This window comes from Micromonospora rubida (genome assembly GCF_009908295.1).
Classification (GTDB): domain Bacteria; phylum Actinomycetota; class Actinomycetes; order Mycobacteriales; family Micromonosporaceae; genus Micromonospora; species Micromonospora rubida.
Genome location: NZ_JAAALO010000010.1, coordinates 174,570 through 192,766 on the forward strand (window position 1 = coordinate 174,570; position 18,197 = coordinate 192,766).

An 18,197-nucleotide genomic window follows, 5' to 3' on the forward strand; every position below is an offset into this window, starting at 1 on the left:
GAGGACTAGCGTGTACCGGGTGGACCTTCCGCCCGGCCGGCCGTGGCCGGTGACCCTCCGCTGGCGGGTCACCGGCTGGCTGCTTGCCGGGGTCTGGCTCTTCTTCCTCAACATCCCGCTGGTCACCGCCCTGCACCAGGCGCAACCGTGGCGGCGGGCGGTGGGCGTGTCGACCCTGGTCGTCTTCGGCGTGCTCTACGTGCTGATCTTCCAGTGGGCACGAGGCCTGCAGCAGGAGCACCCGATCCCCGCCGGCCGGGCCCGGGCGTACGTGGCGCTGCTGGTCGGCCTCGGCCTGGCCGGCATCCCCGGCACCGAGGGGGACTCGCTGGCCACCCTGGTCTTCGTCGCCGCGGCGGCGGTGTTCATGCTGCCGTTGGTGGACGCCGTGGTGGTGGTCGCGCTGTCCGCGCTGACCCCGCCGGTCGCCGCCGCGCTGGTTCCCGGCTGGGAGACGCAGAGCACGGTCGCCTTCGCGGTGCTGCTCGCCTCCTTCGCCATGTTCGGGGTGAGCCGGCTGGCCCAGCGCAACGGCGAGCTGCGGGCCGCGCAGACCGAGATCGGCCGGCTCGCAGTCGCCGAGGAACGCGTCCGCACCGCCCGCGACCTGCACGACATCCTCGGGCACTCGCTGACCGTGGTGGCGGTCAAGGCGGAGCTGGCCGGACGGCTGCTGGAGCTGGACCCGGCCCGCGCCGCAACCGAGATCGCCGACGTCGAGCGGCTGGCCCGGCAGGCGCTCGCCGACGTGCGGCGCACCGTCGGGGCGTACCGGGAGATCAGTTTGACCGCCGAACTGGCCGGCGCCCGGTCGGCGCTGGCCGCGGCGGGCATCGTCGGTGACCTGCCGGACGACCTGCCGGAGTTGCCGGCGGCGCGGGAGGAGCTGTTCGGCTGGGCGGTCCGGGAGGGAGTGACCAACGTGGTACGGCACAGCGGCGCACGGCGGTGCGTGATCCTGGTCCACCCGGACCGGGTTGAGATCGCCGACGATGGGCACGGGCCGTCCGAGGTGGATGCCGCCGCCGGGCACGGGCTGTTCGGGCTGCGCGAGCGGACCAGCCGGCTCGACGGCACGGTCACCCAGGGCCGGCGTCCGGACGGCTCAGGGTTCCTGCTCCGGGTGTCCGTGCCGGCGGGGGCGGCCCGGTGAGCGCCCCGATCCGGCTGCTGCTCGCTGATGATCAGGCGCTGGTCCGAGGTGCGCTCGCCGCGCTGCTCTCGCTGGAGCCTGACCTCGACGTGGTCGCCGAGGTGGGGCGGGGCGACGAGGTGGTGGATGCGGCCCGACGCGCCGGCCCGGACGTGGCGCTGCTCGACGTGGAAATGCCGGGGCTGGACGGGATCGCCGCCACCGCCGCGCTGCGGGCCGCGCTGCCCAGCTGTCGGGTGCTGGTGGTGACCACGTTCGGCCGTCCCGGCTACCTACGTCGGGCGATGGAGGCCGGCGCGAACGGCTTCGTGGTCAAGGACACCCCGGCCCGGCAGCTCGCCGACGCGGTCCGCCGGGTGCACGCCGGGCTGAGGGTGGTCGACCCGACGCTGGCGGCGGAGACCCTGGCCACCGGGGCGAGCCCGCTGACCGGGCGGGAGACCGAGGTGCTGCGCGCGGCCCGGGGCGGTGGCACGGTCGCCGACCTGGCGGCGGCCCTGCACCTGTCCGAGGGAACGGTACGCAACCACCTGTCGGCGGCGATCGGCAAGACCGGCGCCCGCAACCGCACCACCGCCGTCCACATCGCCGAGCAGAATGGCTGGCTGCTCGGCGACTGACCGGGTTCACGGGGTGGGCAGGGCGTCGACTACCAGCACGCCGGTGCCGGGCGGGACCTCGGCGAGGAGTTGGCGCTGGCCGCTGCGGGTCAGCCGGATGCAGCCGTTGGTGACGTTCTCGCCGAGGGTGTCGTCGTTGTGCCAGCTGTGTACGCCGATGTGCGCGCCGCGCAGCCCGGCCGGCACGGCGTCCGGGTCGTCGGGGATCGCGCCGAGGGCGTAGACGTCCACGCCGCCGTACACCGCCTCGGGCGGGGGCGTGCGGCCGAGGACGAAGGTGCGGCCGAGCGGGGTGGACTGGCCCGGCATGCCGAGGCTGACCGGCCACGACTTCACCGCCCGGCCGTCCCGGTGCCAGGTGAGCCGGTGCTGCCGGCGCTCCACCACGATCTGGTCGCGCAGCGGCACGACGCCACGGTCGTCGCCGGGCGGCAGCCAGGCGAGCCGCCGGTTGGCCGAGGGCAGCAGCACCGCCGTCCAGCCGGTCCGGCGCTCGACGATCGGCATGGTCAACTCGACGCCGTTGATGGTGGGGGCGAGGAAGGCCAGCGGCCGGCCGCCGGGCGCGTCGTACGCGGCGATCTTCCGGCTCGGTCGCAGCCCCTCGGTGAGCGGGGTGGCGTCCAGCGGGCGGGGGTCGGCCGGGAAGCCGGCGGGTGCCGGGTCGTAGTCGACGACCGGCAGGGTGGCGGGTGCGGGGGCCGCCGCCGGGACCGGCTCGTCGGTGGGCGCGGCGGCGCTGGTGGGCGCGGCGTCCCCGGTGGGGGCGGCGGCGGGCGGGAGCGGGCGGACCGGGTCGGGGGTCAGGGCCCGGCCGGCGAGCAACGCGGTGGCCAGCAGCAGCGGTACGCCGAGCGCGGCGGCCAGCCAGCCGAGCACCCACCGGGAGGTCAATCGGGCAAACAGCACAAATGAACTGTAACCACGTGGCCGGGGTGGGGCCCCCTCCTGTGCGAAATGCGCCCGGAGAGGCCCCTCCTGCTCAGCTCAGCTCAGCTTGGCGCCGACGTGGATGGCGATCGCGTCGTGGGCCGCGACGCCCGCGGCGAACCAGCCGCTCGCGTCCACGGTGATCACCGGGCCACTGCACGCCCCACCCGAGAAGTCGCCGTGGATGACGTCGCCGCGCAGACCCACCCCGGCAGCGCCGCCGCCCTGACCGGCCGCCCCTGGTGCTCAGGACACTCCTGAGCCCCGCGATCTTGCAGTTACGGCCCCGACAAATACCGCACCCCACCGCCACCGCCGCCGCCGCCCCGCGCACTTTCACGGAAAGAGTGGCCATCCCGGCCGGAATGACCACTCTTTCCGTGAAAGTGCGAACGGGTGTGGGGTGGGGGGTGTGGGGTGGGCCGGGGCCGGGGCGGTGGGGTGCCGCCCCGGCGTGGGCGTCAGTGGAGGGGCGTGAGGCGGTCGGTGCCCACTCGGTCGCGGAGCACCTCTGGCACCAGCACCGAGCCGTCGGGCTGCTGGAACTGCTCCAGGATCGCCGGGAACAGCCGGCTGGTGGCCAGCGCCGAGCCGTTGAGGGTGTGCACGAACCGGGTCTGCTTGCCGCCCGGCTCCCGGTACCGGATCGCCGCCCGACGGGCCTGGTAGTCGCCGGCCCAGGAGACCGACGACACCTCCTTGTACTTTCCGGTGCTCGGCATCCACACCTCGATGTCGAGGGTCTTCTTCATCGACGCGCTGGCGTCGCCGGCCGACAGCAGGGTGCGCTGGTAGTGCAGGCCCAGCCCTTCGACCAGGCTCTCCGCGTGGCCGAGCATCTCCTCCAGCGCCGCGTCCGCCTGCTCCGGCAGGGTGAACTGGAAGATCTCCACCTTGTTGAACTGGTGGCCCCGCACGGTGCCCCGCTCGTCGGAGTGCGACCCGGCCGACTCGCGTCGGTAGCAGGGGGTGTACGCGAACGTCTTCAGCGGCAGCTTCGGGGTTTCCAGGATCTCGTCCTGATACGTCCCCAGCAGCGCCGTCTCCGCCGTGGGCAGCAGGAACTGCCCGCGCGGGGCGGACTCCCGGTCCAGGCGGTAGACGTCGTCGTAGAACTTGGGGAACTGCCCGGAGGCGAACCCGACGCTGTCCAGCAGCAGGTGCGGCGGGAGGAGGAACTCGTACCCCGCCGCGATGTGCCGGTCGATGAACCAGTTGATCAGCGCCCACTCCAGCCGGGCGCCCTGACCGGTGTAGATCCAGAAGCCGGAGCCGCCGAGCTTGACGCCCCGCTCGTAGTCGACCAGGCCCAGCGACCGGGACAGCTCGACGTGGTCGCGGACCTTCTCGATGGCCGGCGGCTGGCCGAAGGTCTTCACGACCTGGTTGGCCTCCTTACCGCCGGCGACCACGTCGTCGGCGGGCAGGTTGGGCAGCTCGCTCATCTGGTCGCGCAGCCGGGACTGCACCTCGTCGAGCTGGGACTCCAACTCGGAGAGCTGCTTGCGCTCCGCCTCCGGGGCGACGCTCTCCGGCGTGGTGCCGGCCCGCTTCGCCGCCGCGTACGCCCGGGCGTCCGCCTTGCGGCGCTGCCGCTCGGCGTCGATCTCCGTGATGAGGGCGCGACGTTCCTGGTCGAGCCGCTGGATCTCGTCCAGCGCCCGGTTGACCTCGGCGGGATCCAGTCGCTTCGCCAGCGCGGTCGCCACCGCCTCGCGATCCTTCCGGATCAACTCCATGTCGAGCATGCTGCTCCGTACGCCTCCGTCCGGGGGTGGTCAGGTAAGACCCCGATGCTACCGTCGCTGCCGCCTGCCACCGGACCCGCCGCCCGCCGCCCGCCGTTACCCGCAACGGGTGCGTCTGTGGCCGCCCGAGCGACAACAGACGCACCGCAGTCGCGGTGGCCCTTCCGGGCCCTCGGTCAGAGGCGGATCGGCATCAGGATCGAGAACGCGTCGGCGTCGTCGGGTCGGCGCACGGCCAGCGGGGCGATCGGCCCGTCCAGCTCCAGCACGAGCTGGCCCCGGTCGCCCGCGTCCAGGGCGTCGAGCAGGTACCGCCCGTTGACCCCGATCCGCACCGCGCCCGGGTCGCCGCCGGCCAGCGCGTCACCGTCGAGGACCCGCAGCGCGCCCCGGTCGTCCAGGCCCAGCACGGTCACCGGCACGGCCACGCCCTCGTGTTCGCGCACCAGTGCCGGCGCCGCGCCGCTCAGCGCCGCGCGCAGCGCCGGCACGTCCACCGGGATCCGGTACGTCGGAACGCCCGTGACGTGCCCGTGCAGCAGCCGCCGGTAGTCCGGGAAGTCGTACGGCAGCGCGGTGCCGGTGGCCTCCCGGCCGGCGACGATGACGGTGACGGCGGACCCGTCGAGCCGCAGCTCCGCCTCGGCGTCGCTGCCGGCGTCGGCGTCCAGCAGCGCCCGGACCCGGTCGACGAGGTCCACGGGGACGAGCGCCCGTACCGGGGGGCCGTCGACCCGGCCGGACACCCGGGACACCGCCAGCCGGTGCCGGTCGGTGGCGACGAGGCGTACGCCGTCGTCCTCGACCTCGAACAGGACGGCCGACAGCACCGGCAGCTCGGGGTCGGCGCCGATGGCGAAGCGGACGGCGTCGATCGCGGCGGCGAGGTCGACGCGGGACAGGGCAAGAGCGGTGGTCATCGGGTTCTCCTCGGGGTCGATCAGGGCGCGGACGCGGGAGAGCTCACGGCGGGCGTCGGCGAGACCGTCCTCCAGCCGTCGCAGGTGCGCGTCGAGCAGTCGGCCCAGCACGGCCGGCTCGGCGCGGTGCCGGACCGCGGCGGCGATCTCCGCCAGCGGCATTCCGACCCGGCGCAGCCCGGCCACCAGCCGGGCCGGGACCACCTGCTCGTCGGCGTACCAGCGGTAGCCGGTGACCGGGTCGACCAGGGCCGGCACCAGCACCCCGGAGCGGTCGTAGAACCGCAGGGCGCTGATCGTCAGCCCGCTGGCCCGGGCCAGCTCGCCGATGCTGTGCAGTTCGCTCTCCACACCGAGGATCCTGTTGCCTCTACCTGGTCGAGGGTCAAGCCATGGGCTGGACGGGAACGCCGAGCAGCCGCGCCATGCCCTGACAGGCGCGCGGCACCGCGCCCGCGTCCTGGCGCAGCCGCAGCGCCTGGTGCAGGGCCAGCACCAGCCCGGTCAGCTCGAAGACCAACTGCTCCGGGTCGGTGTCGGCGGGCAGGTCCCCGTCGGCGACGGCCCGCAGGGCCTGCCCGTGCAGCTCGCGGTGCCAGCGGTCGGCGTACCCGAGGACGAGGTCGCGGACCGGGCCCGGCCGGTCGTCGAACTCGCTGGCGGCGGCGATGAAGAAGCACCCACCGGGGAAGACAGGACGGGCGAGGTGGCGTACCCAACTGCCGCAGACGGCGGCCAGTCTCGGCAGCCCGGCCGGACGGTCCGCGACCGGTTCCCAGATCTCCCGCCAGAACACGTCGGCGGCGGCCTCGACCACCTGGAGTTGCAGGGTCTCCTTGTTGCCGAACGGGCCGAGCAGCCCGGACTTGCTCATGCCGAGGTCGGTGGCGAGCCGGCCGATGGTCAGCCCGGCGAGGCCCTCGACCGAGGCGACTGCGGCACCGTGCGCCAGGATGGCGGCGCGCGTGCGGGCGGCGTCGGCCAGGGACGAGCGGGGACTCATCGGGACAGTGTATCGACGCGCGCAGCCAATAACATCCGAACGTTCGGTCGCTATAGTGCGGAGAACCCCTCACTCCAGGAGAGTGCCGTGCCCCGAGCCGCCGCCCCCGTCCGCACCGTACTGCGACCGCTGATGCGGCTGGCCTGGCACCCCCGCATCGACGGGGCGTCCAACGTGCCCGCCACCGGTCCGGTCATCCTGGCCAGCAACCACCTGTCCTTCCAGGACAGCGTGCTCATCCCCCTGTCCGCGCCCCGCCCGGTGTCGTTCCTGGCCAAGGCGGAGTACTTCGAGGGCCACGGTGCCGGCGGGCTGCTGCGCCGCCAGTTCTTCGCCGGCCTCGGCGCCATCCCCGTGCGGCGGGGCGTCAACCGCGAGTTCCAGTCCTCGCTCGACGCCGCCCTCGCGGTGCTGGAGGCGGGCGGCGCCTTCGGCATCTACCCGGAGGGCACCCGCTCCCGGGACGGCCGGCTGCACCGGGGGCGCACCGGGGTGGCCTGGCTGGCGATGGCCTCCGGCGCCCCCGTGGTGCCGGTGGCGGTGGCCGGCACGGCCCGGCTGGGGTCGGCGGCGGCCCTGCTGCCCGGCGCCGCCCGGCCGGTGGTCCGGTTCGGCCCGGTGCTGGAGTTCCCCGCGCACCGGGGGAACTCCGGCTCCGCCCCGGCCCGTCGCCGGGTGACCGACCAGATCATGGACGCCATCGGCGCGCTCTCTGGCCAGCAGCGGGCCCACACGTACAACCCGCCGCCCGGCGACGAGCCGGGCTGACGTCAGTGGGGCGGGTCCAGGACCCGGAACGTCAGCCCCGCCCGCACCAACCGGTCGAGCAGGGCGTCGCCCATCGCGGTCACCGGGGTCACCTGCCCGGAGGTGGCCGGCAGGCCCTCGTCCAGGGCCAGGCAGAGCGCGGACTCGGCGAGCATCTTCGCGGTCTCGTCGTACCCGGGGTCGCCGCCGGAGACCTCGGTGAGCACCCGCCGGCCGCCGCCCGAGCCGAGGAACCGCACCCGGAACCAGGACTTCGCCCGCTGCTGCGGGCTCGGCCCCTGCCCGGAGGCGAGCCGGCCGAACAGCCAGCGCCGGGTCGGCGGGAGCTTGACCAGCCCGACGAGGCCGCCCAGCCCGGCCGCGCCGAGCACGATCGTCGGCAGTCGCTTCACGGCGGCGAAGTGCCGGTAGCGGAAGTCCGGGCCGTACTCCGGGCGGGCCGCCGCCGACCGGCGGACCACCTGCGGGTCGATGGTCGGCAGCGGCACGGCCCAGGTGCCCAGCTCCTTCGACCGGCCCACCTTCCCGGGCACCGCCCGGACCCGGCGGCCCTCCGGCCGGGGCTCGACGGCCCGGCGCTCCCGCGCCGCCCGGCCCGCCTCGGCGGTACGCGAGAACGCGGTCAGCGCCGAGTGGTACGTCCCGGCGGAGAACCGCCCGCCGGCCCGGACGAACCCGTCCACGGTGATCGGCACGTCCGCCGGGAGTTGCTTGACGGTGAACCAGACGCCCAGGTCGTGCGGGACGGAGTCGAAGCCGCAGGCGTGCACCAGCCGGGCCCCGGTGCGGACCGCCTCGGCGTGGTGGCGCACGTACATCGTGTCGACGAACTCCGGCTCGCCGGTGATGTCGAGGTAGTCGGTGCCGGCCGCGGCGCACGCGGCGACCAGCGGCTCACCGTGGTGCACGTACGGCCCGACCGTGCTGGCCACCACCCGGGCGCTGTCGGCGACCCGGCGCAGCGACTCCGGATCGGTGACGTCGGCGGTGAGCAGCGGCAGCCCGGCCAGCGCCGGGTCGATGCCGGCCAGCCGGTCCCGGACGGCCGCCAGCTTCGCCGGGTTGCGCCCGGCGAGCGCCCAGCGCAGCCCGTCCGGCGCGTGCCGGGCGAGGTACTCGGCGGTGAGCCCCCCGGTGAACCCGGTGGCCCCGAACAGAACGACGTCGTACGCCCGGTCCTCACGCATCCTGCGAGTGTCCCACCCGGGCCGGCACCCCGCCCGGCTCCGAGGACGGCTCGGACGGCCGGCTCCCCGAGGACAGTTCCCCAAGGACGGACCCGAGGACGGATGGCTCAGGGCACGGCTCAGGGAATGGGTCAGGGCGTGAAGACCGCGCGCAGGCAGCCATCGGCGCGTTCGCGGAACAGGTCGTAGCCGTGTGCGCCCTGCTCCAGGGGTAGGCGGTGGGTGGCCAGGTGACCGGTGTCGATCTCGCCTCGGGCCATCCGGTCCAGCAGCATCGGGATCCACCGCTGCCCGTGCTGCCGGGAGCTGCGTACGGTCAGGCCCTTGTGCATCACCGCGCCGAGCGGGAACGTGTCGACGAACCCGGTGAACGTGCCGAGCACGACGACCGTCCCGCCCTTGCGGCAGGCGTGCACCGCCTCGCGGACCGCGATCGGCCGGTCCGGGACCGCGCCGGCCCGCCCGGCGGCGGCGAACAGGTCGGCCAGCGACCGGGATCCCGTGCCGTCCCAGGCCATCCCGACCGCCTCCACGCAGACGTCCGGGCCCCGCCCGCCGCTGCGTTCGCGCAGCTCGGCCACGACGTCGGTAACCCGGTAGTCGAGGGTCTCCGCGCCGACGTGCCGCTCGGCCGACCGCAGCCGGTCCGGGTACCGGTCGATCACCACCACCCGGGCCGCGCCGCGCAGCAGGGCGGCCTGCGCGGTCATCTGGCCCACCGCCCCGGCCCCCCAGACCGCCACCACGTCGCCGGGGCACACCTCGCCCAGCTCGGCGCCGAGCCAGCCGGTCGGCACCGCGTCGGACGCGAAGACGGCCCGGTCGTCGTCCACCGGGTCGGGCACGGCGAACGCCCCGACGTCGGCGTACGGCACCCGGACATACTCGGCGTGGCTGCCGGCGAAGCCCCCGGCCGAGCGGGGCTGGCCGTAGCAGCCGCCGACGGGCTGCCCCCACGCCTGCTCGGCGACGGCCGTCCCGGTGCTGCCGTTGTCGCAGCAGGCGTACCGGCCCTGCCGGCAGTACCAGCAGCTCCCGCAGGACACGACGGCGCAGACCACCACCCGGTCGCCGACCCGGTGCCGGCGCACCCCGGGGCCCACCTCGACCACGTCGCCGAGGAACTCGTGACCGAGCACGTCGCCGACGGTGAGGCTCGGCCCCCGGCCGCCGAGCAGCGGCAGGTCCGCCCCGCAGGTGGAGCTGCGCCGCACCCGGACGATCGCGTCCGAGGAGTTGCGCAGCTCCGGGTCGGGCACCTCGCGCACCCCGAGGCCGTCCGCGCCGAGCCAGCAGAGCGCCCTCATCCGCGCGCCGGCCCGTCCAGCGGGGAGCGGTCCGGGCGGAGCAGCTCACCGGTCTCGGCGAGCTGCTTGACCTGCCGCAGGGTCTCCCGGATCAGCAGCCCGGGGTCGTCCCCGACCAGGTGGGCGGCCGGCCCGGTGAGCGGGCCGCCGCCGGCCGACCGGGCGGCCAGCTCGGTGCCCCGCCCGCCGGGCGCCGGGCGCAGCGCCACGTCCACCCCGTCGCCGAGGCGGCGTAGCGGCTCGGGTCGTCGCCCGCCCGGCAGCACCCGCTCCGGCGGCCGGTCGACGGTCACCACCTGCCAGCGGTCCCCCCGGTCGGGGCCCGCCGTCCGGGACCGGTTCGCGCGCCCGGGTCCGCGCAGCGCCCGCGCCGCCGTCACCGCGGCCACCGCGCCGGCCGCCATCGCCCCGGCGGTACGGGCCACCGCCCGCGCCCCCCGCGTCCCGCTCCCCATCCGTCCCACCCACCCCTCGTCGTCGCGGCCCTCGTCGGCCGGCGGGCGCCCGGGCACCCACCTTCGAGCTGCTGCGGACCTGGGCGGCGGACAGGCGGCCGGCCCCCGCGTGCCCCCACGGTGGCCGCCGGCCGGGTGAAGCGGGTTCCCCCCGAAGGGGTGAACCGGCCGGGGCGGGGTAACCGCCCGCCGCACGACCTGGGGAAGTGGACGCGTCCGTGGGGGTGGGGCCGGATGCCGCAGCACGACTGGGACGCCACGGCCGTGGCCGCCGCGAGCGCCGGGCCGGGGGCCTACGACGGGGACGCCGGGCCGGGGGCCTACGACGGGGATGCGGTCCCGGGTCCCGCCGCCGGGAGCCCCGGGGCGGGCGGACCGCCGCCGCTGTTGGCGTCCCGGCTGACCCCGACCCCGCTGGCCGAGCCGGTGCTGGTCCGCCCCCGGCTGCTGCGCCGGCTGGACGAGGGGACGGCCGGCCCGGTCACCCTGGTCTCCGGCCCGGCCGGCTGGGGAAAGACCACTCTGCTCGGCTCCTGGGCCCGCACGGTCGAGTCGCCCCCGGCGTGGGTGACGGTCGAGGCGGGCGACACGGGGGCGCGGCTCTGGTCGTACCTGGCGGCGGCGCTGCACGGGGCTACCGGCCGGCGGCCCGACCCGGCGCAGCCGCCCCCGCCCGCCCCGCCCCCGGCCGACGCGCCGCCCCGCCCGGACCAGCTCGAACTGCTGGCCGCCACGCTCGCCGCCCGGGAGCGCCCGGTGCTGCTCGTCCTGGACGACCTGCACCGGATCGCCGACCCGGCGGCGCTGACCGGGCTGGAGTTCCTGCTCCGCCACGCGGGTCAGCGGCTGCGCCTGCTGGTCGGGGCGCGCACCGACCTGCCGCCGGGCCTGCACCGCCTGCGCCTGGCCGGGGAACTGACCACCGTCGGCCCCGACGAGTTGGCCTTCACCGACGACGAGGTGGCGGACCTGCTCACCGCGCACGGCGTGTACCTGCCGGCGGCGGCGGTGCCCCGGCTACGGGAGCGCACCGCCGGCTGGGCGGCCGGGCTGCGGCTCGCCGCGCTGGCCGTGCGGGACCGGCCGGACCCGGTGCGCTGGCTGGAGCAGTTCGGCGGGGACCAGCCGGACGTCGCCGGCTACCTGCGCGAGGAGGTGCTCGACCCGCTCGACGGGGCGGCCCGGGACCGCCTGCGTCGGGGCGCGGTGGCCGACGCGTTCCGCGCCGACCTGGTCGACGCGCTGACCGGCGGCCCCGGTGCCGAGCCGGTGCTCGCCGCGCTGGCCGCGACCGGGGGATTCGTGCGCCGCGACGGCAACCGGCCGCCCTGGTACCGCTGCCACCCCCTGCTGGCCGACCTGCTCCGGGCCGAGCTGGCCGGGCTGCCCGCCGAGGAGCTGCGCGAGCTGCACCTGCGGGCGGCCGGCTGGTATGCCGGGCACGGGCGCCCCGCCGAGGCGCTGCGGCACGACCTCGCCGCCGGCCACTGGGACCGGGCGACCGAGCTGCTGGTCACCCGCTGGCCGGAGCTGGTCCCGTACGACCGGGAGGGCTTCGGCGGGCCGCCGCCGGCCGCGCCGCCGGAGGAGGCGGTCCGGCGGGACCCGGAGCTGGGCCTCGCCGCCGCCGCCGAGCGGGCCCACGCCGGCGATCCGGACGCCGCCGCCGCGCAGCTCCACCGGGCCGCCGCTCACGCCCGGTCGCTGCCCGTGCCGCGCCGGGACCGGTTCCGTCGGCTGGCCACCGCGCTGGAGGTCACCCTGGCCCGGCTGGCCGGCGACCACGACGAGGTACGCCGAGCGGCGCACCGGCTGCTCGCCACGCGTACCCCCGGGGGGTCGGCGGACGACCCGCGCACCGGCGCGGCCGACGACGCCGACGTGCGGGCGACGGCCGGCGCGGCGCTCGGCCTGGCCGCGCTCGCCGACGGCGACCTGCGCGGCGCGGCGGCCGAGTTCGGGCCGGCGCTGGCGGCGGCCCGGGAGGGCGGGCGGCCCCGCACCGAACTGCTCTGCGCGAGCCGGTCGGCCCTGCTGCACGCGGCCCTCGGCGAGCTGCGGGCGGCCGAGCGGACCGCCCGGGCGGCGTTGGCCCTGCCGGCCTGCCAGGGCTGGTCATGCCGGGTCGACTGTGCGCACGGGCACCTGGCGCTGGCCCTGGTGGCGCTGCACCGGGACCAGCCCGACGAGGCGGCGGCGCACCTGGCGCTGGCCGCCCCGGCCGCCGACGGCGACGCCTTGGGCACCCCTGGCACCTCCCGCGACCCCGGCACCTTTAGCGACCCCCGGGCCTCCGGCGATCCCGGCAGCCCTCGTGACCGTGGCGACTTCGACAACGTCGGGGAGCCGTCGGTCGCGGCGCTCGCCGCGCTGTGCCGGGCGGAGCTGCTGAGTGACCGGGGTGACCCGGCCGCCGGCCTGCGCCTGCTCGCGGCGGCGCGGGACCGCCTCGGCGGGGCCGGGGAGGGGGCAGCCCGGGAGGGAGCAGCCGGGGAGGGGGCGGTCGGGGAGCCGTCGGTCGGGGTGCGGGAGCTCGTCGGCTGGCTGCTGGCCGCCGAGGCGGAGCTGCGGGCCGCCCACGGCGACCTGGGCGCCGCCCGGGGGCTGTTCGCCGACGGGCTGCGCCACCCGGGCGGGCCGGCGCCGGCGCTGGCGGTGGCCCTGGCCCGGATCGAGCTGCGCGCCGGGGACGCGCGCGCCGCCGGGTACGCCCTGCCGGACTGGGACGGCCCCGACGCCGCCGCCTGGCCGCTGTCCGTACGCCTCGACGCGGGGGTGCTCGCCGCGCTGCTGGCCCGGCGGGCCGGCGACGAGCGGCGGGCCGGGCGGCTGCTGGAGCGGGCGCTGGAGCTGGCCGAACCGGACGGGTACCGGCGGGTCTTCACCCGGGCCGAGCCGGGGGCGCGGGACCTGCTCGCCGCGCACCTGGACTCCGGTACGGCGTACTGGCCGACGGTCAGCGACCTGGTTCGCGCCCAGGAGTCGGCTGACCGTCCGGACCCGGCGTCGGGGCGGGCGCTGGAGGAGCCGCTCACCGAGCGGGAGCTGACCATCCTGCGGTACCTGCAGAGCATCCTGTCCAACGTGGAGATCGCCGGCGAGCTGTCGCTGTCGGTCAACACGGTCAAGACGCACGTGCGCAACATCTACCGCAAGCTGGACGCCACCCGCCGCCGGGAGGCCGTCCGCCGGGCCCGGGAGTTGCACCTGATCTGAGCCTCGCGGGGCCGGTGTCGTGGGCCTCCGCGAGGCGTGGACTCGGGGTGCGGGTTGCTATGGGCGTCGCGCCAGCCATACCGTCCGGGTCGCCCGGACGATGAGGTCGTCGCGGTCGAGGACGCCGGCCGCGAGCGTGTCCAGGGCGGCCAGGTCGTCGGCACCGATCCGGCCGTCGAGGCCGTGCCGCAGGCGCTGTAGGCAGAGCTGGGCGTAGCGGCCGGTGGCCGGGGGCAGGGGTGCTCGCAGGGCGATGTCGAAGTGCCGCTGCGCCTCGACGGTGAAGCCGGCCTTCGTGAGGTGGGCCGTCCAGTCCTCGCCCATGTGCAATCCCGCCTCGGCGCGGATCTCGGCGACGGCGGCGTTGCCGCGTTCCTCCAGCGCGGCACCGGCGTCGTCGGGCAGGAATCGGGGGAGCGAGTCCAGCTCGGTGGCCACGAGGATGCCGCCGGGGCGCAGCGCCGCGAGGGCCTGGGCGAGGGTACGAACGGGGTCGGCCATGTGGTGCAGCGAGGCCGACGCCCACACCAGGTCGGCGGGCCCGAGGTCCGGCCACGGCTGGTCCAGGTCGGCCTGCACGGTGCGGATCCGGTCCGCGACGCCGGACGCCTGGGCCTTGTGCCGCAGGTGTTCGAGCATCTCGTCGGAGAGGTCCACCGCGATGACCTCGGCGTCCGGCAGGTGTCGGGCCAACGCGAGGGTGCCGGTGCCCGTGCCGGCGCCCACGTCGATGATGCGTGGCCGGTCGGGGACCAGCGAGCCGGCCCAGGCGATCACCTCGTGGTGGAACTCGTGCAGAACGTCGGCGTCGAGGTCGAGCATTTCGCCCAGGTGAGAATGTGCCATGCCGACGACCGTACCCGCCTCTTGCTGAGATGACATAGCATCTTGCGTATGACGCAAGACGGTGAGTTGGACGCCCTGGTTCGGCAGCGGATCCGCGGGCTGCGGGCGGCGCGCGGCTGGTCGCTCGACGACCTGGCAGCTCGCTGCTTTCTGAGTCCGTCGACGCTGAGCCGGATCGAGACCGGCCACCGGCGGATCGCCCTGGACCAGTTGACGCCGATCGCCCGGGCGCTGGGCACCACGCTCGACCAACTGGTGGAGTCGGGCGCCGACGAGGACGTGGTGATCCGCCCCCACCGCGACGAGGCACGCGGCGTCACCACCTGGCTGCTGTCCCGCGAGGGCGCACCGCACGGCGTGACGGTCGCCAAGATGCGGATCACCCGGTCGATCCCCGACGAGGGGCGGGTGCATCCGGGCCGGGACTGGTTCACCGTGCTCTCCGGCACGGTGGTGCTACGCCTCGGCGAGCGGACCATCCTGGTCGAGGCCGGTCAGGCGGCGGAGTTCTCCACGATGGTGCCGCACGCGTTCGGCGCCCATGGCGGTGCGGCCGAGATCCTGTGCATCCTCGACCACGACGGGGAACGCACCCACCTGGCGCCGGCAAGGCCCTGACCGGGCCGACCGGCGCCGCCCACGACGAGGGGCCGACCGGCGCCGCCCACGACGAGGGGACGGCAGGCGGCGCAGCCCGAGGCCACGGGTGGGTCGTCAGGCGGTGGCGGCCTGGTCGACGGCGGCGAGCAGCTCGGGCAGGGCGTGCCCGCCCTCGTACCGGACGTCGTTGAGGAACAGCGTCGGGGTGCCGTTCACCCCGCTGCGGATGCCCCCGACGAAGTCCCGCCGGACCCGGTCGGCGTGGGCGTGTCGCTCCAGCTCGCCGCCCACCTCGTCGGCGGGCAGGCCGAGCTGCGCCACACCGAGCCCCAGGTGCACCGGGTCGAGCTGGTCCTGGTGCTCGTACAGCCAGTCGTGCATCTCCCAGAACCGGTCCCGCCGCCCGGCCGCTTCGGCGACCTCGGCGGCGCTCTCGGCGTACGGATGGACGTTGGCGATCGGGAAGTGTCGATAGATCAGCCGGACCGCGTCGGCCCGCTGGCGCAGCAGCTCGGCGAGGATCGAGTGCACCGCGCCGCAGTGCCCGCACTGGAAGTCGCCGTACTCGACGAGGGTGACCGGCGCGTCCGCCGGCCCTCGGGCGTGGTCGGTCCCGGTCACCGGCACCCGGAGCCGGGCGGTGACCTGCAACGGCGTGGTCATCCGGCCACCACCGTGAGGCGGTTGCGCACGTCGTGGACGCCGGGCGCCGACCAGACCGTCCGCTCCACCGCCTCGCGCTCCGGCACCGAGTGCACCGTGCCCTCCAGCAGCACGGCGTCGCCGCGCACCCGCACGGTGACCTGCTCGCCGTCGACCGCCGCGGCGCGGGCCAGCGCGTCGACGATCCGGTCGGCGAGGTCGCCGGTGTCCGGCCGGACCGCCGGCCGCACGGTGACCCCGTTGCTCAGCCCACGTACGCCGGTCAGCCGGCCGACGACGCGCTCGGTGGCCCGGCGCTGGTACTCCCACTCCACCTCGCCGTGCAGGGTGACCCACCCGTCGGCGACGGTGACCTCGAGCCGCTCCACCGGCACGAACGCGTCCCACTCCAGCGCCCGCCCGACGGCCGTGGCCAGCTCGGTGTCGGTGCGCTCGGCCGAGCCGGGCAACCGGACGGTGAGGTCGTTGGCGACCGCCCGGACCCGGGCGACGTGGTGGGCGGCGCGTTCCGCCACCCACTTCTTCGCGTAGCTGTCCACCCAGCCGGTCAGGGTGACCACGCCCCCGGTGACGGTCACGCCGATCTCGTGCGGCTGGACCCGCGGCTCCCAGGTCAGCTCGTCCAGCACGTCGGACTGGATGTCCTGGTCGGTGCGGGTGGTCGTCGCGGTGGCCATCGCTGCATCCTCCCGAATGTCGACGAACGGTCGGCGGCGCGCGTGGGCCCGCCCGCCGGGCCCGATCCTGCCGCCTGAACGGGTGAACCGGACCCACCCCGGTCGGGTGAGGGTGCCCGCGCGCCGCCGTTCCGGCGTGCGGTGGCGGCCGGGCGTCGACAAGGGCCCACCGAGTCCGGCACCATCTGTGGGCGGCGTGACTGTCGGCGGCGGGGAGTAAGCGATGAGTGAGGTTCGCACGACGGCTCCGGCTGCCGCCCCCGAGCGGTCGGGCCCCGGGCGGTGGGGCCCCGAGCGGTGGGGCCCCGGGCGGGGCCGGGCGGCGGCCGTCCGGCTGGGCCGGCTGGCCCGGCACGAGTGGACCCTCGCGGTGCTCGGCTCGCTGCTGCTCGCCGCCGTGCTGACCTGGCCGACGCTGCGCGACCTGGCCGGCACCATCCCGCAGGACACCGGCGACCCGACGCTCCAGGCGTGGCAGGTCGCGTGGGGCGGGCACGCCCTGCTCACCGACCCGGCGCACGTCTGGCACTCGAACACGTTCTGGCCGGAGCCGTACACCTACGCCTACTCCGACACGCTGCTCGGCTACGCCCCGTTCGGGATGATCGGGCACGGGCCGGTCGCCGCCGTGGTCCGCTACAACCTGCTCTACGTGCTGGTGCACGCGCTGGCCTTCGTCGGGGCGTACGCGCTGTCCCGGCAACTCGGCGCGGGCTGGGCGGGCGCCGCGGTGGCCGGGGCGTCCTTCGCGTACGCGCCGTGGAAGCTGGCCCAGGCCGGGCACCTGCACGTGCTCAGCATCGGCGGGATCGCGCTGGCGCTGGCCATGCTCGCCCGGGGGCACGGCTGGTCGCTGCGGCACGGGTACCGGCCGGACCGGGCCCGGCCGGGCTGGGCGGGGGCCGGCTGGCTGGTCGCCGCCTGGCAGGTCAGCCTCGGCTTCGGCATCGGCCTGCCCTTCGCGTACGTGCTGGGGCTGCTCTGCCTCGGCGCGGCCGGCGGGTACGGCTGGTCGTGGTGGCGGCGGGCCCGGCCGGCGTTTCCGCGCCGGCTGCTGGTGGCGGACCTGGCCGGCGGCGCCTTCTTCGCCGGGGTGACCCTGCTGATGGCCGCGCCCTACTTCGAGGTGGTGTCCCGGCACCCGGCCGGCCGGCGCACGGTCGAACAGATCGCGATGTTCTCCCCGCCGCTGCGCGGCTTCCTCACCGCGCCGCCGGAGTCCTGGCTGTGGGGGGAGCGGCACACCGCCGCCCGGGCCACCCTGAGCTTCGCCGGGGAGATGACGCTGCTGCCCGGGATGGTGCTGATCGGGCTCGCCGTCGCCGGGCTGTTCGTCTCGTCATGGCGGTTGCGGCACCGGCTGGTGCTGGCCGCCGGGGTGCTGGTCAGCGCGGCGCTGGCCGCCGGCACCACGCTGTTCGGCGACGGCGACCCCGGCTACGTCACCCTGGTGGAGCACGTGCCCGGCTGGGACGGCGTGCGCACCCCGGGCCGGCTGGTGCTCTGGACGACGCTGCTGCTGGGCGTCCTCGCCGCCGGGGCACTGACCGTCCACGAGCCGGACCCGGAGCCGGGGCCGCCCGGCGGCCGGTGGCGGCGCTGGGGGCGGGCGGTGCTGGTGCTCCCGATGCTGCTGGTGCTCGCCGAGGGGGTCAACCGCACCCCGCACGTGCCCGCCCCGGTGCAGCCGACGGCGCTGCACGGGCTGCGGGGCCCGGCGCTGGTGCTGCCCAGCGACGGCATCCGGGAGTTCCACGTGATGCTCTGGTCCACCGACGGCTTCCCGAAGGTGGTCAACGGGCTGGCCTCGTTCACCCCGGCCGGCCAGCAGCAGATCCGGGCGGCGAGCGGGGGATTCCCCGACGCCGCGTCGGTGGCGTACCTGCGGGAGGTCGGGGTGCGCACGGTGGTGCTGCTGCCGGCGTACGCGGCCGGCACACCGTGGGCCGACGCGGCGGCCCGGCCGGTGGACGGGCTGGGCATCCGGCGGGAGGCCGTCGGCGACGGGCTCGTCTACCACCTCGACTGAGCTGCGCCGTGGTCCACCGACCGTGTTGGGAGCGCTTCCAAACTCGTCGGGGGAGAGGCTACTGTGAATTCCTTC

17 protein-coding genes are annotated in these 18,197 nt (G+C 76.2%); 6 read left to right on the plus strand and 11 right to left on the minus strand.

The features are described from left to right. The first annotated feature begins 19 nt into the window (after window positions 1-19). Together GVV04_RS34610 and GVV04_RS27785 are read left to right on the plus strand one after the other, a co-directional pair. Complete coding sequence (locus tag GVV04_RS34610; protein ID WP_161691945.1) at window positions 20-1,153, plus strand: sensor histidine kinase; 1,134 nt, start codon at window positions 20-22, stop codon at window positions 1,151-1,153. Next, window positions 1,150-1,773: a response regulator transcription factor gene (locus tag GVV04_RS27785; RefSeq protein ID WP_161691947.1), complete on the plus strand. Its 624-nt coding sequence runs from the start codon at window positions 1,150-1,152 to the stop codon at window positions 1,771-1,773. The genes GVV04_RS34610 and GVV04_RS27785 overlap by 4 nt, the downstream gene beginning before the upstream one ends. 6 nt (window positions 1,774-1,779) lie before the next feature. Here the strand turns inward: GVV04_RS27785 and GVV04_RS27790 are convergent, their stop codons facing one another. The 5 genes from GVV04_RS27790 to GVV04_RS27810 form a co-directional block, all read right to left on the minus strand. Further along, a complete protein-coding gene (locus tag GVV04_RS27790; protein WP_161691948.1) occupies window positions 1,780-2,682 on the minus strand; it encodes a L,D-transpeptidase in 903 nt (300 codons plus the stop codon). 78 nt (window positions 2,683-2,760) lie between these two features. Continuing rightward, window positions 2,761-2,910, minus strand: a complete 150-nt coding sequence (locus GVV04_RS27795; RefSeq protein WP_161691949.1) for a hypothetical protein — start codon at window positions 2,908-2,910, stop codon at window positions 2,761-2,763. 254 nt (window positions 2,911-3,164) lie between these two features. Next, window positions 3,165-4,451, minus strand: a complete 1,287-nt coding sequence (serS, locus tag GVV04_RS27800; protein ID WP_161691950.1) for a serine--tRNA ligase — start codon at window positions 4,449-4,451, stop codon at window positions 3,165-3,167. Window positions 4,452-4,627: 176 nt separating this feature from the next. Then, window positions 4,628-5,710, minus strand: a complete 1,083-nt coding sequence (locus GVV04_RS27805; RefSeq protein WP_161692022.1) for a DNA polymerase III subunit beta family protein — start codon at window positions 5,708-5,710, stop codon at window positions 4,628-4,630. A 46-nt stretch (window positions 5,711-5,756) separates the two neighbouring features. Further along, the gene (locus GVV04_RS27810) at window positions 5,757-6,374 is read right to left on the minus strand and encodes a TetR/AcrR family transcriptional regulator (protein ID WP_161691951.1); all 618 of its coding nucleotides are present in this window, start codon (window positions 6,372-6,374) and stop codon (window positions 5,757-5,759) included. Between the two features lie 87 nt (window positions 6,375-6,461). Here GVV04_RS27810 and GVV04_RS27815 point away from each other — a divergent pair, with 87 nt between their 5' ends. Further along, complete coding sequence (locus tag GVV04_RS27815; protein WP_328822603.1) at window positions 6,462-7,142, plus strand: lysophospholipid acyltransferase family protein; 681 nt, start codon at window positions 6,462-6,464, stop codon at window positions 7,140-7,142. A gap of 2 nt (window positions 7,143-7,144) precedes the next feature. On the opposite strand, the gene GVV04_RS27820 is transcribed toward GVV04_RS27815, so the two are convergent. The 3 genes from GVV04_RS27820 to GVV04_RS27830 form a co-directional block, all read right to left on the minus strand. Next, entirely contained in the window at window positions 7,145-8,329 is a 1,185-nt protein-coding gene (locus tag GVV04_RS27820; RefSeq protein WP_161691952.1) for a saccharopine dehydrogenase family protein, read from the minus strand. A 131-nt stretch (window positions 8,330-8,460) separates the two neighbouring features. Then, window positions 8,461-9,636 (minus strand): zinc-dependent alcohol dehydrogenase, encoded by a 1,176-nt coding sequence (locus GVV04_RS27825; protein ID WP_161691953.1) that lies wholly within the window; start codon window positions 9,634-9,636, stop codon window positions 8,461-8,463. Next, entirely contained in the window at window positions 9,633-10,091 is a 459-nt protein-coding gene (locus GVV04_RS27830; RefSeq protein WP_161691954.1) for a hypothetical protein, read from the minus strand. The genes GVV04_RS27825 and GVV04_RS27830 overlap by 4 nt, the downstream gene beginning before the upstream one ends. Before the next feature lie 135 nt (window positions 10,092-10,226). Here GVV04_RS27830 and GVV04_RS27835 point away from each other — a divergent pair, with 135 nt between their 5' ends. Next, window positions 10,227-13,307, plus strand: coding sequence for a LuxR C-terminal-related transcriptional regulator (locus GVV04_RS27835; protein WP_328822604.1), 3,081 nt, complete (start codon window positions 10,227-10,229; stop codon window positions 13,305-13,307). A gap of 57 nt (window positions 13,308-13,364) precedes the next feature. On the opposite strand, the gene GVV04_RS27840 is transcribed toward GVV04_RS27835, so the two are convergent. Beyond that, on the minus strand, window positions 13,365-14,153 hold the full coding sequence (locus GVV04_RS27840) for a class I SAM-dependent methyltransferase (RefSeq protein ID WP_201754246.1): 789 nt from the start codon (window positions 14,151-14,153) through the stop codon (window positions 13,365-13,367). A 48-nt stretch (window positions 14,154-14,201) separates the two neighbouring features. Between GVV04_RS27840 and GVV04_RS27845 the strand changes: the two genes are divergently transcribed. Continuing rightward, entirely contained in the window at window positions 14,202-14,771 is a 570-nt protein-coding gene (locus tag GVV04_RS27845) for a helix-turn-helix domain-containing protein (RefSeq protein WP_161691957.1), read from the plus strand. Window positions 14,772-14,867: 96 nt separating this feature from the next. Here GVV04_RS27845 and GVV04_RS27850 read toward each other — a convergent pair whose 3' ends face one another. Continuing rightward, window positions 14,868-15,416: a DsbA family protein gene (locus tag GVV04_RS27850; protein ID WP_161691958.1), complete on the minus strand. Its 549-nt coding sequence runs from the start codon at window positions 15,414-15,416 to the stop codon at window positions 14,868-14,870. Further along, window positions 15,413-16,093 carry a BON domain-containing protein gene (locus tag GVV04_RS27855; protein WP_161691959.1) on the minus strand — a complete coding sequence of 227 codons (681 nt, stop codon included), beginning with the start codon at window positions 16,091-16,093 and terminating at the stop codon, window positions 15,413-15,415. The genes GVV04_RS27850 and GVV04_RS27855 overlap by 4 nt, the downstream gene beginning before the upstream one ends. Before the next feature lie 223 nt (window positions 16,094-16,316). Here GVV04_RS27855 and GVV04_RS27860 point away from each other — a divergent pair, with 223 nt between their 5' ends. Next, the gene (locus GVV04_RS27860; protein ID WP_161691960.1) at window positions 16,317-18,122 is read left to right on the plus strand and encodes a hypothetical protein; all 1,806 of its coding nucleotides are present in this window, start codon (window positions 16,317-16,319) and stop codon (window positions 18,120-18,122) included. The last annotated feature ends 75 nt before the right edge of the window (window positions 18,123-18,197 follow it).